Here is an 18,778-nt window from a genome sequence, read left to right on the forward strand (position 1 = left end):
CGAGAAGGTCCGCGGGGGCGATGCGGCTCGGAGGCAGGTGCGAAGTGGCGCAATTAGTCAGGGACCGGCGAAGCACTTACAACGACGTTGGTGCCCCAGAGGTCGTCCGTGTAACACGAGATGAGGACCAGCCTGTTGGGCGCAACCTCCCAGATTGGGCTGTCCTTGAGTCCCGATTTTACATACGTGGTGACGGAGTCCACCTGGTATTCCAGCTCACCCGAGGAGGTGGCAACAGTGAGCCTGTCCCCCGCTGCCGCCCTTGAACTGAGCCGGTTGAAGGGCGCTTCAAGGTCCTGCCAGCTATGGCCCACAACGTAGGTGGTGTTGGTGGAGCCCGAGCCCGGCATTCCGTAGGGGGTCAGCCAGTATCCGTCCCTGGTGGCCGGCGGGATTATGGTTTCCGCGGCCACGTCCGAACTGCTCGGGTCGAGCGGATAAACAGGAACGTCGATGTCAGCCGCGGGATAGACCAGCCGCTGCGGAGGAGCAGCCGGTGGCCCGGCCGGGCCCGAGGGCTGTTCCGGGAGGACGGCCGGAGCAGGGACGACCGACGCGGTGCCCGTCGCGGACTGTGCCGGGACGGCGGACGTTGCCGCCGCTGTCGCGCCGCCGGCCGGCGCTGTCCGATCGCCGGACCCTGCAACGACGGGGAAAAGGGCTACGGCAAGGAAGCCCACCACTCCTGCCAAGGCCAGCAGGACAACTGTCCTCAGTGTTGAGAGCCCGTCGCGGTGTCCGGTTGTGCCGGATGTTGCGTCCGCGCCAGGTACTTCCTCCGGGTCATTTCCTGCCATCAATGGTCCTCATGCTTCGGCTCAGCTTGGGGAAAGGTGCCGGCGGGCGGGAACGCAAAGCGCCGTGCAACACCTGCACGGCGCTTTGCGTTCCCTGGTTGCCGGATGCCGACAGGGCGGCGGCCTTGGACGCTATCCGTGGTGCTGGCCGCGGACCACAGCCTTGGCCATCGTCTTCCGGACAGCAAGGGCAGCGCCTGCGACCATCACAGCGGCCAGTCCGCCAAGCCATGGAGCTGCACCCGGACCGGACGGAGCCGAGACAGCGGTCTGCACGTTGAAGCCCTGGTTTGGCGCGGCCACTGCGCCGGCTCCGCCTCCGGCGGCAACAGCGCCGCGCGGAGTCGTCCCGGGCACCACTTCACCGGCAGGAGGAGGTACATTTCCCGCGGGCGGTACCGTCGGCGGGGTAGTCGGCGGCGTCGTGGTAACTTCCACGGGAACGCAGTTGTTGTTGAAGGTTGCCTGCCCCTCGGCGGTCCAGTTCTGGCCGGCCGGAACCACCTTTCCGCTGTTCGGCGGGATGATGTCCTCGCTGTGCTGGTGGTGGGCGCCACCGTGGCCGTTCAGCCCCTGCAACGCAATGCTAAGGACCACATAGGGGTTCTTTTCCGATCCCGTGGCGTGGCAGATGGTGATCTTCTTGTCGTTGTCCTTGGGCGGCCCGGCGGGGCTTCCGCCGGGCATGGCGCAGCCGGCGTTCCACACATCGACCTTGTCCAGGTTCTGGCCACCGGGCAGGACCTTCCCGTTGTTGGCCGGGATGATGTCCTCGCTGTGCTGGTGGTGAGAACCGGCGTGGCCGTTCAGCGCATGGAGGTCAACCGTGATTGGCACGTAGGGGTTCGTTTCCGATCCCGTGGCGTGACAGATGGTGATCTTTTCACCGCCGCCCGATTCACCCGTGGCGAATGCCGTGGCTGTTGCGCCCAAGAGTGCGAGGCTTGTGACTCCAAAGGTGGCAAGGATCCGTTTCATTTCCGTCTCCGTCAATAGTCTGCTTCAGACTGTTCAGACGCGAGAGAGAACACACCGCCCCAACCTGACGGGTCAACCCAACGTGACGGGTCAAAGGCAAACAGACAGCATCGGGGCGACGGTTCTCCCAGATGCGAACTGTCAGTTTGCTAACTCGTTCAGGCTACGGATTTTCCCGGTCGGAATCCCCAGTAGGACGTACTTATCTTCGGAATTTGGAACTACTTGGCTTCCGCCGGCTCTTCGTACTTCGGGAACACCGGCGAAGGCGCCGGCAGTTCCGTCCCTGCAACGATCGGGGTGCCAATGGCGGCGAACTCCCGGGCTTCTCCTTCGGGCTGGCCCAGCGTTTGCAGAAGCGTCGCTGTTGCGGCGGGCATGACCGGCTGTGCAAGGATGGCCACGATCCGCAGCACCTCGAGCGTCACGTAGAGCACGGTATTCATGCGCTCAACGTCGGTTTTCCGCAGCACCCACGGCGCCTGCTCGGCGAAATAGGCGTTGGTGTCGCCGAGGACTCCCCAGACCGCTTCAAGGGCGCGGCTGAATTCCTGCTTATCAAACGCAGCCCGTGCTGCGGCGAGGAGGGCGCCGGCCTGCTCGAGGATGGCGTTGTCCTCAGCAGTGAACGCGCCGGGAACCGGTACCCTGCCCCCACAGTTCTTGGCGACCATGGACAGCGAACGCTGGGCGAGGTTGCCGAAGTTGTTGGCCAGGTCAGCGTTCATCCGTCCCACGATGGCGTCGTGGTTGTAGCTGCCGTCCGCGCCGAAAGGCACTTCGCGGAGGAAGAAGAACCTCACCTGGTCCACGCCGTACTGGTCCACGAAATCGGATGGAGCCACTACATTGCCCAGGGACTTGGACATCTTCACGCCATTGTTGTGCAGGAATCCGTGGATCATGACGCGCTTGGGCAGTTCAAGGCCGGCACTCATGAGGAAGGCGGGCCAGTAGATGGCGTGGAAGCGTGAGATGTCCTTGCCGATGATGTGCACGTCGGCGGGCCAGTACTTCCGGAACTTGTCAGACTCGACGTCGGGATACCCCACGCCCGTGAGGTAGTTCGTCAGGGCATCCACCCAGACGTACATGACGTGCTTGTCGTTGCCCGGGACCGGGACGCCCCAGTCGAACGTGGTGCGGCTGATGGACAGGTCCTCGAGGCCGCGCTTGACGAAGCTGATGACTTCGTTGAAGCGGTACTGCGGGGCACCGAACTCCGGATGTGCTTCGTAGAGCGCCAGGAGCTTGTCCTGGTAGGCGGACAGCCGGAAGAAGTAGCTCTCTTCCGCCGTCCAGGTCACCTCGGTGTCCGTCTCCTTGGAGTAGCGCACGCCGTCGTCCTTGACCACGGTGTCGTCCTCAACGTAGAACGCCTCATCCCGGACGGAGTACCAGCCCTCGTACTTGGACAGGTAGATGTCCCCGTTGGCCTCCATCTTTTTCCAGATGGCCTGCGAGGCGGCGTAGTGGTCCTCGTCAGTGGTCCGGATGAAACGGTCGTACGAGATTCCCAGCGCGGCATGCGCCGCCTTGAAGGCCTCGACATTCCGGTCCACCAGTTCCTTGGGCGTGATGCCTTCTTTCTCGGCCGTCTGGGCGATCTTCATCCCATGCTCGTCCGTGCCGGTCAGGAACATCACGTCGTAGCCGTCCAGCCGCTTGAAACGGGCCATCGCGTCGGTGGCAATGTACTCGTACGCGTGGCCGATGTGCGGCACCCCGTTGGGGTAGGTGATGGCCGTGGTGATGTAGAACGGCGTTTTCTCTGAAGCAGTCACGTAGAGGACGTTACCTTCGGTGCGGAGGGGCGGGCTAGATGAGTTCGGTCAGGGTATCGCTGAGCCGGACGAGTTCATGGTCGTGCGAGGCCACCAGGACGGCGATTCCGTCCGACGTGGTGTCCTTCAGGATGCTGATGATCCGGTTGGCAGAGGCACGGTCGAGGCTGGCAGTGGGCTCATCCACCACCAGGACGCGCGTGCCCAGGATCAGCGCCCGGGCAATGGCGACGCGCTGGCGTTCGCCACCGGAGAGCTGGGCAGGACGGTGCCGCATGCGGCGGCCCAGCCCCACGAGGTCCAGCAGGTCCTTGGCCATATCGCGGCGCTGGTCCACTTCGCCGTCCGGGACAGCCGGCAGGAGCACGTTCTCGAGGGCGCTCATCCCGTCAATCAGCGCACCGCCCTGGTCAACATAACCGATCAAGGCACGACGGCGGTCGGCGATTTCGTCGTCGCCCATGCTTTCGAGGGAATCGCCTTCCCAGAAGACGCGGCCCGACGTCGGCAGCGTGAGTCCGGCGCCGACGGTGAGGATGCTGGTCTTGCCGGAACCGCTGCGGCCGGCAACGCAGTGCATCTCGCCGGCGTGCAGGGTGAGGTCGAAGCCTTCCACCACGCTGACGGTTTCGGCACCGCCTTTGCCCCCGCCGTAGCGGATGGTGATGTCGTTCAGTTCCAGCGGGGTCGCGTGGTCGGCGGCCTTGACGATGGTGTTGGCGCGGGTCTGCAGGGGGACCTCCGCGGAGCCGGACCGGCGGCTCCGCTGGACATTCGTCGGGTTTGTCATTGGACCACTTTCGTTGCAATCGGTATCCAGCAAAGTACAGCCACAAGGCCTGCCACGCCCGCCCACAAAGCGGCGTACGGCGCCAGCAGCAGGCCTATCCCCAGGGCGCCCAGCACGCCCAGCGGCAGGGCCAGGGTTCCCACCAAGGCGTTTTCGAACAGCCGGACCTGGCGCAGCATGTCCGGATTCCAGCCCATCGCCTCGAGGATGCCGAGGTACTGGCGCTTGGCGTGGAGTTCAAACCGCCCGGTGACCAGCGTGAGGACCAGCCCCACAGCCACGCCCGAAAGAGCGAGGAGGATGCTGGGCAGGGCAACGCTGGCCGCGGCCAGGCCGCTCAGGGCACTGGCGCCGGCGGCGCGCGGAATGTCAATGAGCAGGGAGATGAGGCCGCCCACTGCCGCGCCGAACACGCCTACGGCCACGGCAAGGGAGATCGTGTTGAATTTGTTGGTGCTCAGCTGGCGGTTGGCGAAAGTCAGCGGCGAGTCCACCGGGATGAGCCGCTCGTCATGCTGCGGCTCCTGGTCCACGACGTGGCCGTGGCGCAGCTGCTGCGCGGCGAAGAAGGCCGCCGCGGCGTAGAGCACAAGGACGGACACCGATACGAGGGCCGTGGCCAGGCTCCAGCTCACCAGGCTCAACACGGTCCCCGCGATGGCCAGCAGGACGGCGCCCACACCGAACTCCTCCAGCACCCACCGGCGGACCCGGCGCTGGGTCCAGCCCATGGCCCGGAGCGTTCCCGCTTCGCTCCTCCGCTTACGGATGTAGCTGACGGTGGATGCCCCCGTTAGGAGGGTTGCACCGCAGAGCGTCAGGAAGAGCAGCGTGACGTTGGTGCCGGACAGCGATCCGGTGACAGCTTCGGCGGCGTTCTGGCGCACCCAGGACTGCCGGACGGTGCCCAGGGCGGATTCCTTCCCGGCGTCGTCCTTGGAGTAGCCCGGAACGAAGATGCTGGCATCCTCGCGTGCGGAACCGGCCACGACGGTGGCTTCCAGGCCCATGGTGCGGATTTCGCCTGCCAGCTTCTCGACGTCGGGCTGCGCCTGCTTCCAGCTGCCTGCCGTCTTCGCGCGGACCCGGACGGCGTCGATCACGCTGGCGTTGTCGGTGTAGCCGCGGGCAGCGGCAAGCCCGTAGTAGTCGGTGATGGCACCGGCGGACTGGCTGGCCAGGCCGGTGGCGCTCAGGGAAGGTTCCAGCTCGGTGGCAGGGACCTCGTTTCCGGCAGCGTCCTTGACCAGGGTGAACGGGGTGGGGTCGTAGCCGCCCAGCGGCAGCTTGTTGACGTCGCCGGCGGCGGCAGCAACGGCCGAGGGGTCGAACGTGCCGTAAACCATCGCCAGCGGAGCAGCAGCCTGCGACCCCGTTTCGAGGTTCTCCCGGTAGGAACGTTCGTCCACGGGTTCCCGCTGGGTCTGGTCAACAGGGGTGCCGTTGGCGCTCTTCTCGGGCAGCCGGTTGACCGTGACCCATTCGCCGGGAACTGCTGTCTTGTCCACGGCGCCGTTCGCAGCCGTTTCACCGTCCGTGTACTTGGGTGCGGCGGCAAAGTCGGTGCTCCACGTGGCCGGGGTGTAGAGGCCCTGGTTGAAGTTGCCGGTGCTGCCAAGCAGGGATGAGTGGTCCGTGGAACCCGGCCAGGACAGGGCAAAGGGGTCCTTGGAGACGAACGGCAGGTAATCCTTGTCCAGGGACCGGGAAACGGTGCCGACGTCCTTGACTACCTTGCCGGCGTTGTCGATCTCCTCGATCTTGACGTTGTATTTGAGGTCCAGGGAGGTGCCGGAGCGCACGATCAGCGGAATGGCCTGGGAATCGGCGGTCAGCTGCCCGGTCCGCTTGGCCTGCTGGTACTGGGTCATCAGCGGTGCCCAGTACTTGAACTTGACGCCGAGGAAGTCCGGTCCTTCCTTCAGCTTGTCCATGCTGATGCCGTTGGTGAAAAGTCCCTCGAAGTAGCGTCCAATTGCCCCGGCGTCACGGGCGTCGGCCGGCGGCGCCTTTTCCAGCGGCGCCAGGAAGTCACCGGCGGAACCCAGCAGTGCACGCTCGGCGGCCGGATCGACGGCAACCACGGATTCCGTTACCTCAGGGGCGAGGGGCAGGGATACGGAAAGGTTAAAGAGGTTGTGTTCGGAGCCTCCGGCCGGGGCGGGAAACTTGATGCCCGTTTCGTCCCCGGGCGCGGCGATCCGGATGCTGCTGCCTCCGGCGGCCTTTTCTTCAACAAGTTTGGCTTTGCCCAGGGTTCCTTCGGCAGAGGTCCTGAACAGCGTCTGCTCGGAGACGCCGTCGGAGCTGACGGCGCTGGCCGTCAGGCGGTACTTCTTGCTTTTGTCGCTCAGCACGGATTCAGCGGCAGGCCACTGTTCGGGGGCGGTTGCCCCGGCGGCCTGGTCGGCGGTTGCGGTGCCGGCCAGCCCGGCGTTGTAGCCCAGGTAGTCCATGGCGTCCAGGCGGGGCGACTCCAGGTTCTGCGTCACGCGGGAGACCAGGCTGATGGGGGCTGCCACGGAGGTTCCGGTCAGTTTCCTGATGGCTTCCAGCTGTTCAAAGCTGATGCCTCCGGTCCCGTTGGCGATGTCCGGCTGCATCAGCGCGCCGGAAGGTGCCTTGGCCTGGACCAGGATGTCATAGAGTCCCCGTGAATTTTCATCCACGGTCCTGTTGAGTGCAGCCTGTGACTGGTTTTGGACGAGGACCGACAAGCACATGGCTGCGATCAAGATGGCCGCGGTCAACAGCAGCACCCTGCTTCTGATGAACCTCTGGACGGCGTTCATGGAACTCCCTGAAACCTGGAATGCGTACGCACATTCGAGTCCGCCCGGGGCGGACATGGACGATTACGGACTGATGTGCAAAAGGTAATTGGCCGGCCTGCCGGCCACGGTCCTGAATCAGGACCAAGCCATTGTAAGCAGACCGGCCAATCATACGTGGCCTTGCGGGGACTCGCCCAAGCGGGTCCGGCGGGTACGGCGTTTCCCTGCCGTGGACTAGTCCTCCAGGTCCACTTCACGCACCATTTCGGCGCCGATGCCTGCCTTGATCGCGTCGAGGACCTGCTGCGGCACCGAGCTGTCGATGGTCAGGAGCGCAAGCACCTGGCCGCCCTCGTCAGAGCGTGCAACCTGCATGCCCGCGATGTTGATGTTGTTCATGCCCAGGATGTGGCCGATCGTTCCGATGACGCCCGGGCGGTCGGTGTAGGCCACGACCACCAGGTGTTCGCTGATGGGGATTTCCACCTCAAACCCGTTGATGCCCACCAGCTTCTGGATCTGCTTGGGCCCGGTCAGGGTACCGGCCACGGAGATCTGGCTGCCGTCGCTGAGGGCGCCCCGGAGGGTCAGGACGTTACGGTAGGACTCGGTCTCCGGGGTGGTGATCAGGCGGACGTTGATGCCCCGCTGTTCGGCGATGACCGGCGCGTTGACGTAGGAGACCTGCTCGGTCACGATGTCGGCGAAGATGCCCTTGAGGGCGGCCAGCTCGAGGACCTTGACGTCGAGGGAGGAAATCTCGCCGGCAACCTCAACATCGAACTGGGTCAGGGAGGCATGGGTCAGGGCTGTGAAGATCCGGCCCAGCTTCTCGATCAGCGGGATGCCCGGGCGGACGTCGGGGGCGATGACGCCGCCGGCAACGTTGACGGCGTCGGGAACCAGCTCACCGGCCAGGGCAAGGCGGACTGATTTCGCTACCGAGACGCCGGCCTTTTCCTGGGCTTCGTCGGTGGAGGCGCCGAGGTGCGGGGTGACCACCACGTTGTCCAGCTTGAAGAACGGCAGGTCGGTGCTCGGCTCCTTGGCGAAGACGTCCACCCCGGCGCCGGCGATTTCGCCGTCCTGCAGCGCTGTGAAGAGGGCTTCCTCGTCCACGAGGCCGCCGCGGGCCACGTTGACCACGTAGGCAGTGCTCTTCATCTTCCTGAACGCGTCCGCACCCAGCATGCCCACCGTCTCCGGTGTTTTGGGCATGTGGATTGTGATGAAGTCGGCCTGGGCCAGGAGCTCGTCCAGGGTTACCAGCTGGACGCCGAGCTGCGCGGCCCGGGCGGAGGTGATGTAGGGATCGTAGGCGAGGATCTTGGTGTCAAAGCCCTTCAGGCGGGCCGCGACGAGGGCGCCGATCCTGCCGAGGCCGATGATGCCGATCTTCTTCTCGAAGAGTTCGATGCCCGTGTACTTGGAGCGCTTCCACTCGCCGTCCTTGAGGGCGGCGCTGGCCTGCGGGATGTGGCGGGCCAGGCTGAGGATGTGGCCCACCGTGAGTTCAGCTGCCGAGACGATGTTGGAAGTGGGCGCGTTCACCACCATGACACCTGCCTGCGTGGCTGCTTTGATGTCGACATTGTCGAGGCCTACGCCGGCGCGGGCGATGACCTTCAGGTTCTTGGCCGCAGCTATGGCTTCGGCGTCAACCTGGGTGGCGGAGCGGACCAGGATGGCGTCTACGTCACTGATCGCAGAAAGCAGCTGGGAACGGTCGGCACCGTCGGTCTGGCGGATTTCAAAGTCCGGGCCAAGGGCCTCGACGGTGGCGGGGGAAAGTTCTTCGGCGAGCAGTACTACGGGTTTTGACACGGCTGATCCTCTGCGTTGCAGTCCTGGGGATGGAAACAAGTCTAGGCCGACGGAAAGGCCGGGCTCACATTGTTAAGTGTGAACCCGGCCTCACCGTTGCGGTATGTGTGGTTGGGGCTGGCAGCCTTAGCGGGCTGCGGAGCCTTCCACGTAATCGACGTCCTGCTGCTGCCAGGAGAACAGGGAGCGCAGTTCGCGGCCAACAGCCTCGATGGGGTGCTGTTCGGCCTTGGCACGCAGTTCCTTGAACTCCACGCCGCCGTTGTCCTGGTCCTCGATGAAGCGCTTGGCGAAGGCGCCCGACTGGATGTCGGCCAGGACAGCCTTCATGTTTTCCTTCACTTCCGGGGTGATGACGCGCGGGCCGGAGACGTAGTCGCCGTACTCTGCGGTGTCGGAAACGCTCCAGCGCTGCTTGGCGATGCCGCCTTCCCACATGAGGTCAACAATGAGCTTGAGCTCGTGCAGTACCTCGAAGTAGGCAATCTGCGGCTGGTAGCCGGCCTCGGTCAGGGTTTCGAAGCCGTACTGGATCAGCTGGGATACGCCGCCGCAGAGGACAGCCTGCTCGCCGAAGAGGTCCGTTTCGGTCTCTTCGGTGAAGGTGGTCTTGATGACGCCGGCGCGGGTGCCGCCGATGGCCTTGGCGTAGGACTTTGCGAGGTCCCAGGCGGAGCCGGTGGCGTCCTGTTCCACGGCGATGATGTCCGGGATGCCGCGGCCGGCTTCGAATTCGCGGCGGACGGTGTGGCCGGGAGCCTTCGGAGCAACGAGGATGACGTCGACGCCTTCGGGTGCCTGGATGTAGCCGAAGCGGATGTTGAAGCCGTGGGCGAAGGCGAGGGCCTTGCCGGGCTTCAGCTTGCCCTTGATGGAGTCGTTGTAGATCGCCCGCTGGTGCTGGTCCGGCGCAAGGATCATGATGACGTCGGCCCATTCGGCGGCGTCGGCTACGTTCTTGACCGTGAAGCCTGCGTCCTCGGCCTTGGGTGCGGACTTGGAGCCGTCCTTCAGTGCGATAACAACCTCGACGCCGGAATCGCGCAGGTTAAGCGCGTGGGCGTGGCCCTGGGAACCGTAGCCAACAATGGCAACCTTGCGGCCCTGGATAATCGACAGGTCGGCGTCGTCGTCGTAGAACATTTCAGTCACTTGCGTAACTCCTCTTGAGTGGATTGTAGATAGGTGTGCGTGGTGCGGTTACGGGCGCTGCGTACTGCCGGGCGGACCCTTGAGGTCCTACGCGGAGCGCAGCGCCCTGTCACTCATGGAGCGGGATCCCCGTCCAACGGCCAGGGTGCCGGACTGCACGATTTCGCGGATGCCGAAGGGCTCCAGCACTGAAAGCAGCGCTGCAAGCTTCTCCGGGGTACCGGTTGCCTCGATCACCAACGAGTCTGTGGACACGTCGACGACGGCGGCACGGAACAGGTCTGCGGCCTGGGTGACCTGCAGACGTGTTGCGGCATCCGCACGTACCTTGACCAGGATGTGGTCGCGCTGTACGGAAGATTCGGAAGTCAGCTCAACGATCTTGATGACGTTGATCAGCTTGTTGAGCTGCTTGGTGACCTGCTCGATGAGGTCGCCATCGGCGTCGACGACGACGGTCATCCGGGAAATGCCCGGAACCTCGGTGGGTCCGACGGCCAGTGAGTTGATGTTGAAGGCGCGCCGGGCAAAGAGGCTCGCAACCCGGGTCAGGACACCCGGCTTGTCTTCCACCAGGACGGAAAGTGTGTGGCGGCTCATGGTCAGTCCTCTTCTTCCCATTCCGGGGTCATGTTGCGGGCAACCTGGATCTGGTCGTTGCTCACGCCGGCGGGCACCATCGGCCACACCATGGAGTTGGGGCTCACCACGAAGTCGATGACCACGGGGCGGTCGTTGATTTCGAGGGCCTTCTGGATGGTGGCGTCGATGTCCTCGTCGCGTTCGCAGCGGAACGAAGCACAACCGTAAGCCTCGCCCAGCTTGACGAAGTCCGGGATGCGGACGGTGTCGTGGCCGGTATTCAGGTCGGTGTTCGAGTAGCGGCCTTCGTAGAAGAGGGTCTGCCACTGCCGCACCATGCCCAGGGACGAGTTGTTGATGACGGCAACCTTGATGGGGATGTTGTTGATGGCGCAGGTGGCCAGTTCCTGGTTGGTCATCTGGAAGCAGCCGTCGCCGTCGATGGCCCAGACCACCCGGTCCGGCTCTCCCACCTTGGCACCCATGGCAGCCGGCACGGCGTAACCCATGGTGCCGGCGCCGCCGGAGTTGAGCCAGGCATGCGGGCGCTCGTATTTGATGAACTGTGCTGCCCACATCTGGTGCTGGCCAACGCCTGCCACGTAAACGCCTTCGGGCCCGGTCAGGGCGCCGATCCGCTCGATGACCTTCTGCGGGGCTGTCAGGCCGTCGTCGGGCTCGGTCCAGCCCAGCGGATAGGTTTCCTTGAGGTTGTTGAGGAAGGCCCACCACGTGGTGAGGTCCGGGGTGCCCGAGGCCTCGAACTGGGTGCGGACGGCTTCGGTGAGCTCCGGAATGATTTCCTTGACCGAACCAACAATGGGCACATCCGCCGTGCGGTTCTTGGAGATTTCGGCGGGGTCGATGTCCGCGTGGATGACCTTGGCCATCGGCGCGAACGTCTTCAGCACGCCGGTGACGCGGTCATCAAACCGGGCACCGAGGGTGATCAGGAGGTCCGACTGCTGCAGGGCAGTTACGGCCGAAACGGTGCCGTGCATGCCTGGCATTCCCATGTGCTGCGGGTGTGAGTCCGGGAACGCGCCCTTGGCCATCAGCGTGGTGACAACCGGGGCTCCCGTGGCCTCGGCGAGTGCCAGCAGCTCAGCGGATGCGTGCGCCTTGATGACACCGCCGCCCACGTACAGCACAGGCTTGCTGGCCGCGGCAATCAGCTTGGCAGCCTCGCGTACCTGCTTGTTATGCCCGCGGGTGACCGGGCGGTACCCGGGCAGGTCGATGCGCGGCGGCCAGGAGAAGGTCATCTCGCCGACCTGGGCGTCCTTGGCCACGTCCACGAGGACAGGACCGGGGCGCCCGGTGGAAGCGAGGTGGAAGGCCTCCGCCATGACATGCGGGATGTCGTTGGGGTCGGTCACCAGGAAGGAATGCTTGGTGATGGGCATTGTGATGCCCACGATGTCGGCTTCCTGGAACGCGTCGGTGCCGATCACACCGCTGGACACCTGGCCGGTGATGGCCACCAGCGGAACGGAGTCCATGTGGGCATCCATGATGGCAGTAACGAGGTTGGTGGCGCCCGGGCCCGAGGTGGCGATGCACACGCCCACCCGCCCGGTCACCATGGCGTAGCCTTGCGCGGCGTGGCCGGCTCCCTGTTCGTGACGGACCAGCACGTGATTCATGTTGGAGGCCATCAAGGGGTCGTAGGTGGGCAGGATCGCGCCACCGGGCAAACCGAAAATATCCTCCACGCCGAGTTCTTCGAGCGAGCGGACAATTGCTTGCGAGCCGGTCATCACCGTCGGGGGTACAACGTTGTTCGGCCCAAGGACAGGAGAGACGGCGGCAAGGTCGGCGACGACGGCGGCGTTCTCAGCCGTCCGGTCGGCGCGGTCCGGAGCCTTGGCGGCTCCGGCGGACTTGGTGGCCATCAGCGAGGGGCTGATGGGCGATCCTTTGCTCATCGGACTCTTCCTTGTGGATCATCTGTGGTTCGTGGACACTGCGGGAAATAAAAAAACCCCTCAGCCTGGCGGCTCTTCGAGGGGTTCGCGCGTGACAGTTCGTTGCCGGGGCTAGTGGGCCACGCGCTTGGTAAGGACGACGACTGCATCTGCAACAGCGCAGCTGGTAACGAAAGTCATGCGTTCAGTTTTCCCTCTGGGCGAGATACGTGTCAACGAGGCGTGCCACGATCTCACCATGTGGACCTCATTGTCCACCCTTTGGCAGGCTCCCCCAACTAAGTAGCACTAAGTGTCGTTTTGAACGTCCAAAACGACACTTGGCGCTACCTAGTTGGGATGGCCGCCAACATACGGGCGCTACCCGCAGTATGCGCCCGTACTGGCACTGTGTACCAGCTTGGCGTATTTGGCGAGCACGCCCTTGGTGTACCGTGCCGGGAGCGGCTCCCAGCCCGCCTTGCGGGCTTCGAGCTCCGCCTCGTCCACCAGCAGGTCGAAGCTGCGGGCTGCGATGTCCACGCGGATCCGGTCACCATCCTTGACGAAGGCGATCGGGCCGCCGTCCACCGCTTCCGGCGCGACGTGGCCGATGCACAGGCCCGTGGTGCCGCCGGAGAACCGGCCGTCAGTGAGGAGCAGGACGTCCTTGCCCAGGCCCGCACCCTTGATGGCGCCCGTGATGGCGAGCATTTCGCGCATGCCCGGACCGCCCTTGGGGCCTTCGTAGCGGATAACGACGACGTCCCCGGCGTGGATCCGGCCGTTATCCAGCGCATCCAGGGCACCCTGCTCACGCTCGAAAACGCGGGCGGTGCCTTCAAAGACATCGGCATCGAAGCCTGCACTCTTCACCACTGCGCCTTCGGGCGCCATGGTGCCGTGCAGGATGGTGATGCCGCCGGTCTTGTGGATGGGGTTGTCCAGCGCGCGCAGGATCTTGCCGTCCACATCCGGCGGGTTGATGGCGTCGAGGTTTTCCGCCACGGTCTTGCCCGTGACGGTGAGGCAGTCGCCGTGCAGCAGGCCGGCGTCGAGCAGTGCCTTCATGATCACCGGCACGCCGCCGATCCTGTCCACGTCGGTCATGACGTAGCGGCCGAAGGGCTTCAGGTCGCCCAGGTGCGGGATCTTGTCGCCGATGCGGTTGAAGTCATCCAGCGTCAGCTCAACTTCCGCCTCGCGGGCGATCGCCAGGAGGTGGAGCACGGCGTTGGTGGAGCCGCCGAAGGCCATGGTGACGGCGATGGCGTTCTCGAACGCTTTTTTGGTCATGATGTCGCGCGCAGTGATGCCCTGGCGGAGCAGGTTGACCACTGCCTCGCCTGACTTGCGGGCGAATTCGTCACGACGGCGGTCTGCCGAGGGCGGGGCGGCCGAACCGGGCAGGGACATGCCCAGCGCCTCCCCGATGCAGGCCATGGTGTTGGCGGTGTACATGCCGCCGCAGGCGCCTTCGCCGGGGCAGATGGCCTTTTCGATGCGGGTCAGGTCCTCCATGCTCATCTTGCCCGCGGCGCAGGCACCAACGGCCTCGAAAGCATCGATGAGGGTGACTTCCTTCTCGGAGCCGTCCTCAAGCTTGACCCAGCCCGGCATGATGGAACCGGCGTAAAGGAAGACGCTGGACAGGTCCAGGCGGGCAGCTGCCATCAGCATGCCGGGGAGGGACTTGTCGCAGCCGGCCAGCAGGACCGAACCGTCAATCCGCTCCGCCTGCATAACGGTCTCCACGGAGTCGGCGATGACTTCGCGTGACACGAGGGAGAAGTGCATGCCCTCATGGCCCATGGAGATGCCGTCGGAAACGGAAATGGTGCCGAACTGCATGGGGAACCCGCCGCCGGCGTGGACGCCTTCCTTGGCGCCCTGCGCAAGCCGGTTCAGGGAGAGGTTGCAGGGGGTGATTTCGTTCCAGGAACTGGCGACGCCGATCTGGGGCTTGGCAAAGTCGTCGTCTCCCATGCCTACCGCCCGGAACATGCCGCGTGCGGGAGCCGCGTGGATTCCATCCGTTACGACCCGGCTCCGGGGTTTGATGTCAGGCTTGTTCTCGGTTGCGATCTGGGCGTCACTCATAGGGGAAAGTCTAGGGCTCGGCTGTACACCGGCACGACAGGTCCACGCCCCCGGATACCAAAAGCCTGAAACTCAAGGCCGGACATGAACTGCCATCTCGCATAGTGAGACAACACGCTTGAGGCCCGTCCCGCCTGGCGCTGGCTCACGGGCGTCTCCCACACCCCGCGCCGCACAACAGCCACCGCCGTCGATCTGGACAGTCGTGGCCGCCGGACGTAGCGTCAGGAAAAGACACGTTGCCATCCGGACTGAAGGGCCTGCCATGGATTTCGTTTTCTGGATCATTCTGATCATTGTCATCATCGGCGTTGTGTGGTGGTTGCTGAACCGCAACAGTGCATCCAAGTCTCCCGGGTCGTCCGGAGCCGGGGGCACGCGCACCGACGGAGCACTCTCGGGCGGAAGCGCCGCAGCCTCTGCTGAAGCAGCCGGAACCACCGGCCTTCCCGGTGCAGCAGGTTTCGGGCGTCCGGCCGAACCTGCAGCGCCGACCACCGCCGAGGAACCCGCAGATACCGCGGCATCGGCTGCGGCCCCGCCGGTATCCGGCCAGGACGAGCGCCGCCGCCAGGACGAGGATGAGTGGGAAACCAAATGGTCCGAGGCCTCGGGCACCCCCGCCGTTGCAGCCGGCGGAACTTCGCACCGCGGACCGCAGGAAAGTCCTTTGCAGGAAGGCCCGGCCGGGACCGGTGCGGCGTCCGAGGAAGCCTCGTCGCCGGCACCGGCGGACCAGCCGGGAGCAGCGGCGCCGGCAGGCCAGCCGGCTGGAACGGCACCGGTTTCACGGCCGGTCCATCACCCTGAATACACAGAGCCGCACGCCCCCACCCTCCCGGGCGCTGAGACGGCGGCGGTGGAGGACATGGACGACGGCGGTGCGGGGGGCCGGGCTTCAACGCCGGCGGGTGCAGGTACTGAAAGCGGTACTGCAGGTGGTACTGCGAGTGCCGCTGCCGCCGGCGGTCAGCCTGGCCGTGGTGACGCGCCCACAACGCCCGCAGCCGCCGTCGTTCCCGACAGCGCGCCCGCGGCAGAAACGGCGGACCGCACCCAGTCCTCCGCCCTGACTGAAAACGGAGCAGACCACGCGCAACAGTCCCCGGCCGAAGCAGCACCGGAACCCGCGGGACACCTGGCGGCGGACGAACCCTACGGGGCGGGCTCAGCGGCCGCGGGAGCGGACGGCAGCGGACCGGCCGGCTACACGGTCAAGGGTGACGCCGGAACCATGGTCTATTACGAGGAGGGGCATCCCGAATATGAGCAGGCCCGGGCTGAGGTCTGGTTTGAGTCGGCCGCCCATGCCGAGGCCGCGGGCTTCCGGGTTCCCCGACGCACGCGGCTCCAGTAGGGGACGCTCCGGCGACCACGCCGCTACCACCTGGCCCCTGCTGCCCTGTGGCCCATTTCACACGCCGGCGCGGCAGTAGCCGCAACGTCGCCAGGACGCCGGAGGGCGGATTCCGGCTCCTGACCAACAACAAAAACCCTGAGTTCGTGCCGGTTCCGCACCCTCCCCCGCGATCCTGGTCCTGCCGTCCGCCCCGATTTCACATGCGCAAAAAGTTCGTGTAGAGTTTCATGTCGTTGCGGAGATCAACCGGGAAGGAAAAGCCCGGTGATCACAGCAAAAAAGATGCACCTCTAGCTCAATTGGCAGAGCAATTGACTCTTAATCAATGGGTTCCGGGTTCAAGTCCCGGGGGGTGCACGATTGGGAAAACAGCCTCCTGCTCGCGGAAACGCAAGCAGGAGGCTGTTTTGTTGTGTCCCCGCTTGTTTTCGGACCCTGGCCACCGCGCAGGCAACAAAAGAGCGTGACGGCGGCCCCGGGAGGCCGCAGTCACGCTTGCTCGCCGGCGATCATTCCGGCGCCACAGTTCTAGGGTGTGTTCTCCACCAGCGCGCCGGTGGCGGTGCTGGGGGTCGTGGCAAACTGGCTGGCGAGTTCGCGTACGACGGCCTGGAGTTCCTGGCGCAGCAGGTCCGGATCAATTGATGCTGACGCCAGCACCGACCGTTCCATCTCCACCGCAGCCTTGACAGCTTCTTTGCCCTGCTCGGTGAGGGACACCACGTGGCTCCTGCGGTCCGACGTGCTGCGGACGCGGACGATGTGGCCGTGGGACTCAAGGCGGCTGAGCGTCTTCCCCATGGTCTGCGCCTGGACACGAACGTATTGGGCAAGCTGCGCCTGGGTCATGGGGCCCTGCGCATCGAGAACCTCGATGGCAATGACGCCCGCATGGGTGAGTCCGATGGCACCAAGTTTTTCGTTCCAGGAGTGTTCAACGAGGCGCGCGGCAGTGGACAAGAGGCGCCCCGTGGGCCAGTGATCCATATCAGGCATGCAGCAAGTATAGCCAAGTGCCGATTAGCACTGGTTCCCTGCCCTTACTAGGCTGGTGTGTCCCGCCCGCGAAAAGGAGAAAAACATTGGCTGACAGACTCGTAACCGGAGACGACGCACCCGGTTTCACACTGAAGGACTCTTCCGGTGCGCACGTCAGTTTGTCCGGGCGCCCCGGCCGCCACACCATCGTGTACTTCTACCCGGCAGCCGCGACACCGGGGTGCACCAAGGAGGCGTGCGACTTCCGCGACAACCTTGCCTCCCTCCAGTCGGCCGGCTATGACGTGCTGGGCATCTCTCCCGATCCGGTGGAAAAACTGGCAAAGTTCGCGGCGAAGGAAGAGCTCACTTTTCCCTTGCTCTCGGACGCGGACCATGCGGTTGCGGAGGCCTACGGTGCCTGGGGCGAGAAGAAGAACTACGGCAAGACGTACGAGGGACTGATCCGTTCGACCATCGTGGTGGACCGGGAGGGCAAAGTTGCCCTGGCCCAGTACAACGTCCGGGCCACGGGCCATGTTGCCAAACTGCGGCGGGACCTGAACCTCGACGCCTGACCATGCGGCGCTGAGCCAGGACCGTGCCGTGGCGGCGCTACAATGGACACTGGCATCCGCCGCCGGGCCCTGCCAAAAGGGAAACGGCGGCAGGAAGCCCTGCGCGAGTGGTGAAATTGGCAGACACGCAGGATTTAGGTTCCTGTGCCTTCGGGCGTGGGGGTTCAAGTCCCCCCTTGCGCACTATGTGGTCCCCCGGCTGTGGCCGGGGGACCATTGCCGTTAAGCAGGCCCGGCACCTCGTTAGCCGGCCCGCCACAAAAAACTCCTTGGAACACACCCATCCGCGTGCCGTCCCCGGCCGAATACCCAGTGAGACACCAGCCAAGGGCAGGTGCCCACCAGCAAGATTCGAACGACGCCGTAGGCAGCATGTCCGCGGCGGGCAGACGCCACAATCCAAGGGAGAACCGAAATGCAGACCATCAAGCGCACAACCTTCACCGTCGCAGGCGTTGCAGCAGCAGCTCTGCTCAGCCTGACCGCCTGTGGCGGTTCAGCATCGACGTCCGGCTCCTCCGCTCCCGCGGAATCGCCGGCGGCAACGAGCATGGCGCCCTCACCGTCGGCCAGCTCCTCCGCTGCGGCCATGGATCCGGCGGCCAACCTGGTTGGCCCGGGCTGCGCGGGCTACGCCGAAAAGGTGCCGTCGGGCGCAGGTTCCGTTGAGGGCATGGCCCTCGATCCCGTGGCCGTGGCAGCGTCCAACAACCCGATCCTGACAACCCTCACCGCGTCCGTTTCCGGAAAGCTGAACCCCAAGGTTGACCTGGTGGACACGCTGAACGGCGGAGAGTTCACGGTCTTCGCGCCGGTGGATGACGCCTTCGCCAAGATCGATGCCGCCACCATCGAAACCCTGAAGATGGACGACGCCCTCCTGAGCAAGATCCTGACCTACCACGTGGTTCCGGGCCAGATCACTCCGGACAAGATCGCAGGCACCCACGCTACGGTCCAGGGCGGTTCAGTTACTGTCACGGGCAGCGGTGACCAGCTCAAGGTTGATGACGCCAACGTGATCTGCGGCGGCGTCCAGACCAAGAACGCAACGGTCTACCTGATCGACTCGGTGCTGATGCCCAAGTAGCCACCAGGTGCGGGCAGCCGAACGTGCCCGCGTCAACAGCGAAGCCGGGGGCACGTCCGAAAGGATGGCCCCCGGCTTCCCTTG

Annotated in this window: 15 protein-coding genes and 2 tRNA genes; 6 read left to right on the forward strand and 11 right to left on the reverse strand. The window is 65.0% G+C overall.

Annotated elements, in window-relative coordinates; translation table 11 throughout:
- Positions 1–53: 53 nt before the first annotated feature.
- From C3B78_RS12220 to C3B78_RS12240, 5 genes are all read right to left on the reverse strand, one after another.
- On the reverse strand, positions 54–797 hold the full coding sequence (locus C3B78_RS12220) for a class F sortase (protein WP_104998312.1): 744 nt from the start codon (positions 795–797) through the stop codon (positions 54–56).
- A gap of 132 nt (positions 798–929) precedes the next feature.
- A complete protein-coding gene (locus tag C3B78_RS12225; RefSeq protein WP_104998313.1) occupies positions 930–1,775 on the reverse strand; it encodes a hypothetical protein in 846 nt (281 codons plus the stop codon).
- Between the two features lie 221 nt (positions 1,776–1,996).
- Entirely contained in the window at positions 1,997–3,559 is a 1,563-nt protein-coding gene (gene metG, locus C3B78_RS12230) for a methionine--tRNA ligase (RefSeq protein WP_104998314.1), read from the reverse strand.
- Between the two features lie 34 nt (positions 3,560–3,593).
- Positions 3,594–4,349, reverse strand: a complete 756-nt coding sequence (locus tag C3B78_RS12235) for an ABC transporter ATP-binding protein (protein WP_104998315.1) — start codon at positions 4,347–4,349, stop codon at positions 3,594–3,596.
- Entirely contained in the window at positions 4,346–7,141 is a 2,796-nt protein-coding gene (locus C3B78_RS12240) for an ABC transporter permease (RefSeq protein WP_104998316.1), read from the reverse strand. The genes C3B78_RS12235 and C3B78_RS12240 overlap by 4 nt, the downstream gene beginning before the upstream one ends.
- Between C3B78_RS12240 and C3B78_RS19865 the strand changes: the two genes are divergently transcribed.
- Positions 7,071–7,229 (forward strand): hypothetical protein, encoded by a 159-nt coding sequence (locus C3B78_RS19865; RefSeq protein WP_199775432.1) that lies wholly within the window; start codon positions 7,071–7,073, stop codon positions 7,227–7,229. The genes C3B78_RS12240 and C3B78_RS19865 overlap by 71 nt on opposite strands.
- A gap of 128 nt (positions 7,230–7,357) precedes the next feature.
- Here C3B78_RS19865 and serA read toward each other — a convergent pair whose 3' ends face one another.
- The 5 genes from serA to ilvD form a co-directional block, all read right to left on the reverse strand.
- Positions 7,358–8,947 (reverse strand): phosphoglycerate dehydrogenase, encoded by a 1,590-nt coding sequence (gene serA / locus C3B78_RS12245; RefSeq protein ID WP_104998317.1) that lies wholly within the window; start codon positions 8,945–8,947, stop codon positions 7,358–7,360.
- Between the two features lie 126 nt (positions 8,948–9,073).
- Positions 9,074–10,099, reverse strand: coding sequence for a ketol-acid reductoisomerase (gene ilvC / locus C3B78_RS12250; protein ID WP_104998318.1), 1,026 nt, complete (start codon positions 10,097–10,099; stop codon positions 9,074–9,076).
- An 87-nt stretch (positions 10,100–10,186) separates the two neighbouring features.
- A complete protein-coding gene (ilvN, locus tag C3B78_RS12255; RefSeq protein ID WP_009356538.1) occupies positions 10,187–10,699 on the reverse strand; it encodes an acetolactate synthase small subunit in 513 nt (170 codons plus the stop codon).
- 2 nt (positions 10,700–10,701) lie between these two features.
- Positions 10,702–12,609, reverse strand: a complete 1,908-nt coding sequence (locus C3B78_RS12260) for an acetolactate synthase large subunit (protein ID WP_104998319.1) — start codon at positions 12,607–12,609, stop codon at positions 10,702–10,704.
- Between the two features lie 360 nt (positions 12,610–12,969).
- Positions 12,970–14,688 (reverse strand): dihydroxy-acid dehydratase, encoded by a 1,719-nt coding sequence (gene ilvD, locus C3B78_RS12265; protein ID WP_104998320.1) that lies wholly within the window; start codon positions 14,686–14,688, stop codon positions 12,970–12,972.
- Between the two features lie 265 nt (positions 14,689–14,953).
- Between ilvD and C3B78_RS12270 the strand changes: the two genes are divergently transcribed.
- Together C3B78_RS12270 and C3B78_RS12275 are read left to right on the forward strand one after the other, a co-directional pair.
- Positions 14,954–16,045: a sunset domain-containing protein gene (locus tag C3B78_RS12270; protein WP_104998321.1), complete on the forward strand. Its 1,092-nt coding sequence runs from the start codon at positions 14,954–14,956 to the stop codon at positions 16,043–16,045.
- Positions 16,046–16,332: 287 nt separating this feature from the next.
- A tRNA-Lys gene (locus C3B78_RS12275) sits at positions 16,333–16,405 on the forward strand.
- 171 nt (positions 16,406–16,576) lie between these two features.
- Here C3B78_RS12275 and C3B78_RS12280 read toward each other — a convergent pair.
- Positions 16,577–17,035 (reverse strand): MarR family winged helix-turn-helix transcriptional regulator, encoded by a 459-nt coding sequence (locus tag C3B78_RS12280; protein WP_104999763.1) that lies wholly within the window; start codon positions 17,033–17,035, stop codon positions 16,577–16,579.
- Between the two features lie 95 nt (positions 17,036–17,130).
- On the opposite strand from C3B78_RS12280, the gene bcp reads away from it, so the two are divergent.
- From bcp to C3B78_RS12295, 3 genes are all read left to right on the forward strand, one after another.
- Positions 17,131–17,604 (forward strand): thioredoxin-dependent thiol peroxidase, encoded by a 474-nt coding sequence (bcp, locus tag C3B78_RS12285; RefSeq protein WP_104998322.1) that lies wholly within the window; start codon positions 17,131–17,133, stop codon positions 17,602–17,604.
- Positions 17,605–17,705: 101 nt separating this feature from the next.
- Positions 17,706–17,787 (forward strand) — tRNA-Leu (locus C3B78_RS12290).
- Positions 17,788–18,019: 232 nt separating this feature from the next.
- Positions 18,020–18,694, forward strand: a complete 675-nt coding sequence (locus C3B78_RS12295) for a fasciclin domain-containing protein (protein ID WP_104998323.1) — start codon at positions 18,020–18,022, stop codon at positions 18,692–18,694.
- Positions 18,695–18,778 lie beyond the last annotated feature (84 nt).

This window comes from Arthrobacter sp. PGP41 (assembly GCF_002953935.1).
GTDB lineage: Bacteria > Actinomycetota > Actinomycetes > Actinomycetales > Micrococcaceae > Arthrobacter.

What these genes read in the sequence shown, in the direction of transcription:
- C3B78_RS12220 (WP_104998312.1), bottom strand. Translation starts at nt 797, where the DNA reads ATGGCAGGAAATGACCCGGAGGAAGTACCTGGCGCGGACGCAACATCC.
- C3B78_RS12280 (WP_104999763.1), bottom strand. Translation starts at nt 17,035, where the DNA reads ATGGATCACTGGCCCACGGGGCGCCTCTTGTCCACTGCCGCGCGCCTC.
- ilvN (WP_009356538.1), bottom strand. Translation starts at nt 10,699, where the DNA reads ATGAGCCGCCACACACTTTCCGTCCTGGTGGAAGACAAGCCGGGTGTC.
- ilvD (WP_104998320.1), bottom strand. Translation starts at nt 14,688, where the DNA reads ATGAGTGACGCCCAGATCGCAACCGAGAACAAGCCTGACATCAAACCC.
- C3B78_RS19865 (WP_199775432.1), top strand. Translation starts at nt 7,071, where the DNA reads ATGGCTGCGATCAAGATGGCCGCGGTCAACAGCAGCACCCTGCTTCTG.
- C3B78_RS12235 (WP_104998315.1), bottom strand. Translation starts at nt 4,349, where the DNA reads ATGACAAACCCGACGAATGTCCAGCGGAGCCGCCGGTCCGGCTCCGCG.
- C3B78_RS12225 (WP_104998313.1), bottom strand. Translation starts at nt 1,775, where the DNA reads ATGAAACGGATCCTTGCCACCTTTGGAGTCACAAGCCTCGCACTCTTG.
- C3B78_RS12295 (WP_104998323.1), top strand. Translation starts at nt 18,020, where the DNA reads ATGCAGACCATCAAGCGCACAACCTTCACCGTCGCAGGCGTTGCAGCA.
- C3B78_RS12240 (WP_104998316.1), bottom strand. Translation starts at nt 7,141, where the DNA reads ATGAACGCCGTCCAGAGGTTCATCAGAAGCAGGGTGCTGCTGTTGACC.
- C3B78_RS12260 (WP_104998319.1), bottom strand. Translation starts at nt 12,609, where the DNA reads ATGAGCAAAGGATCGCCCATCAGCCCCTCGCTGATGGCCACCAAGTCC.
- C3B78_RS12270 (WP_104998321.1), top strand. Translation starts at nt 14,954, where the DNA reads ATGGATTTCGTTTTCTGGATCATTCTGATCATTGTCATCATCGGCGTT.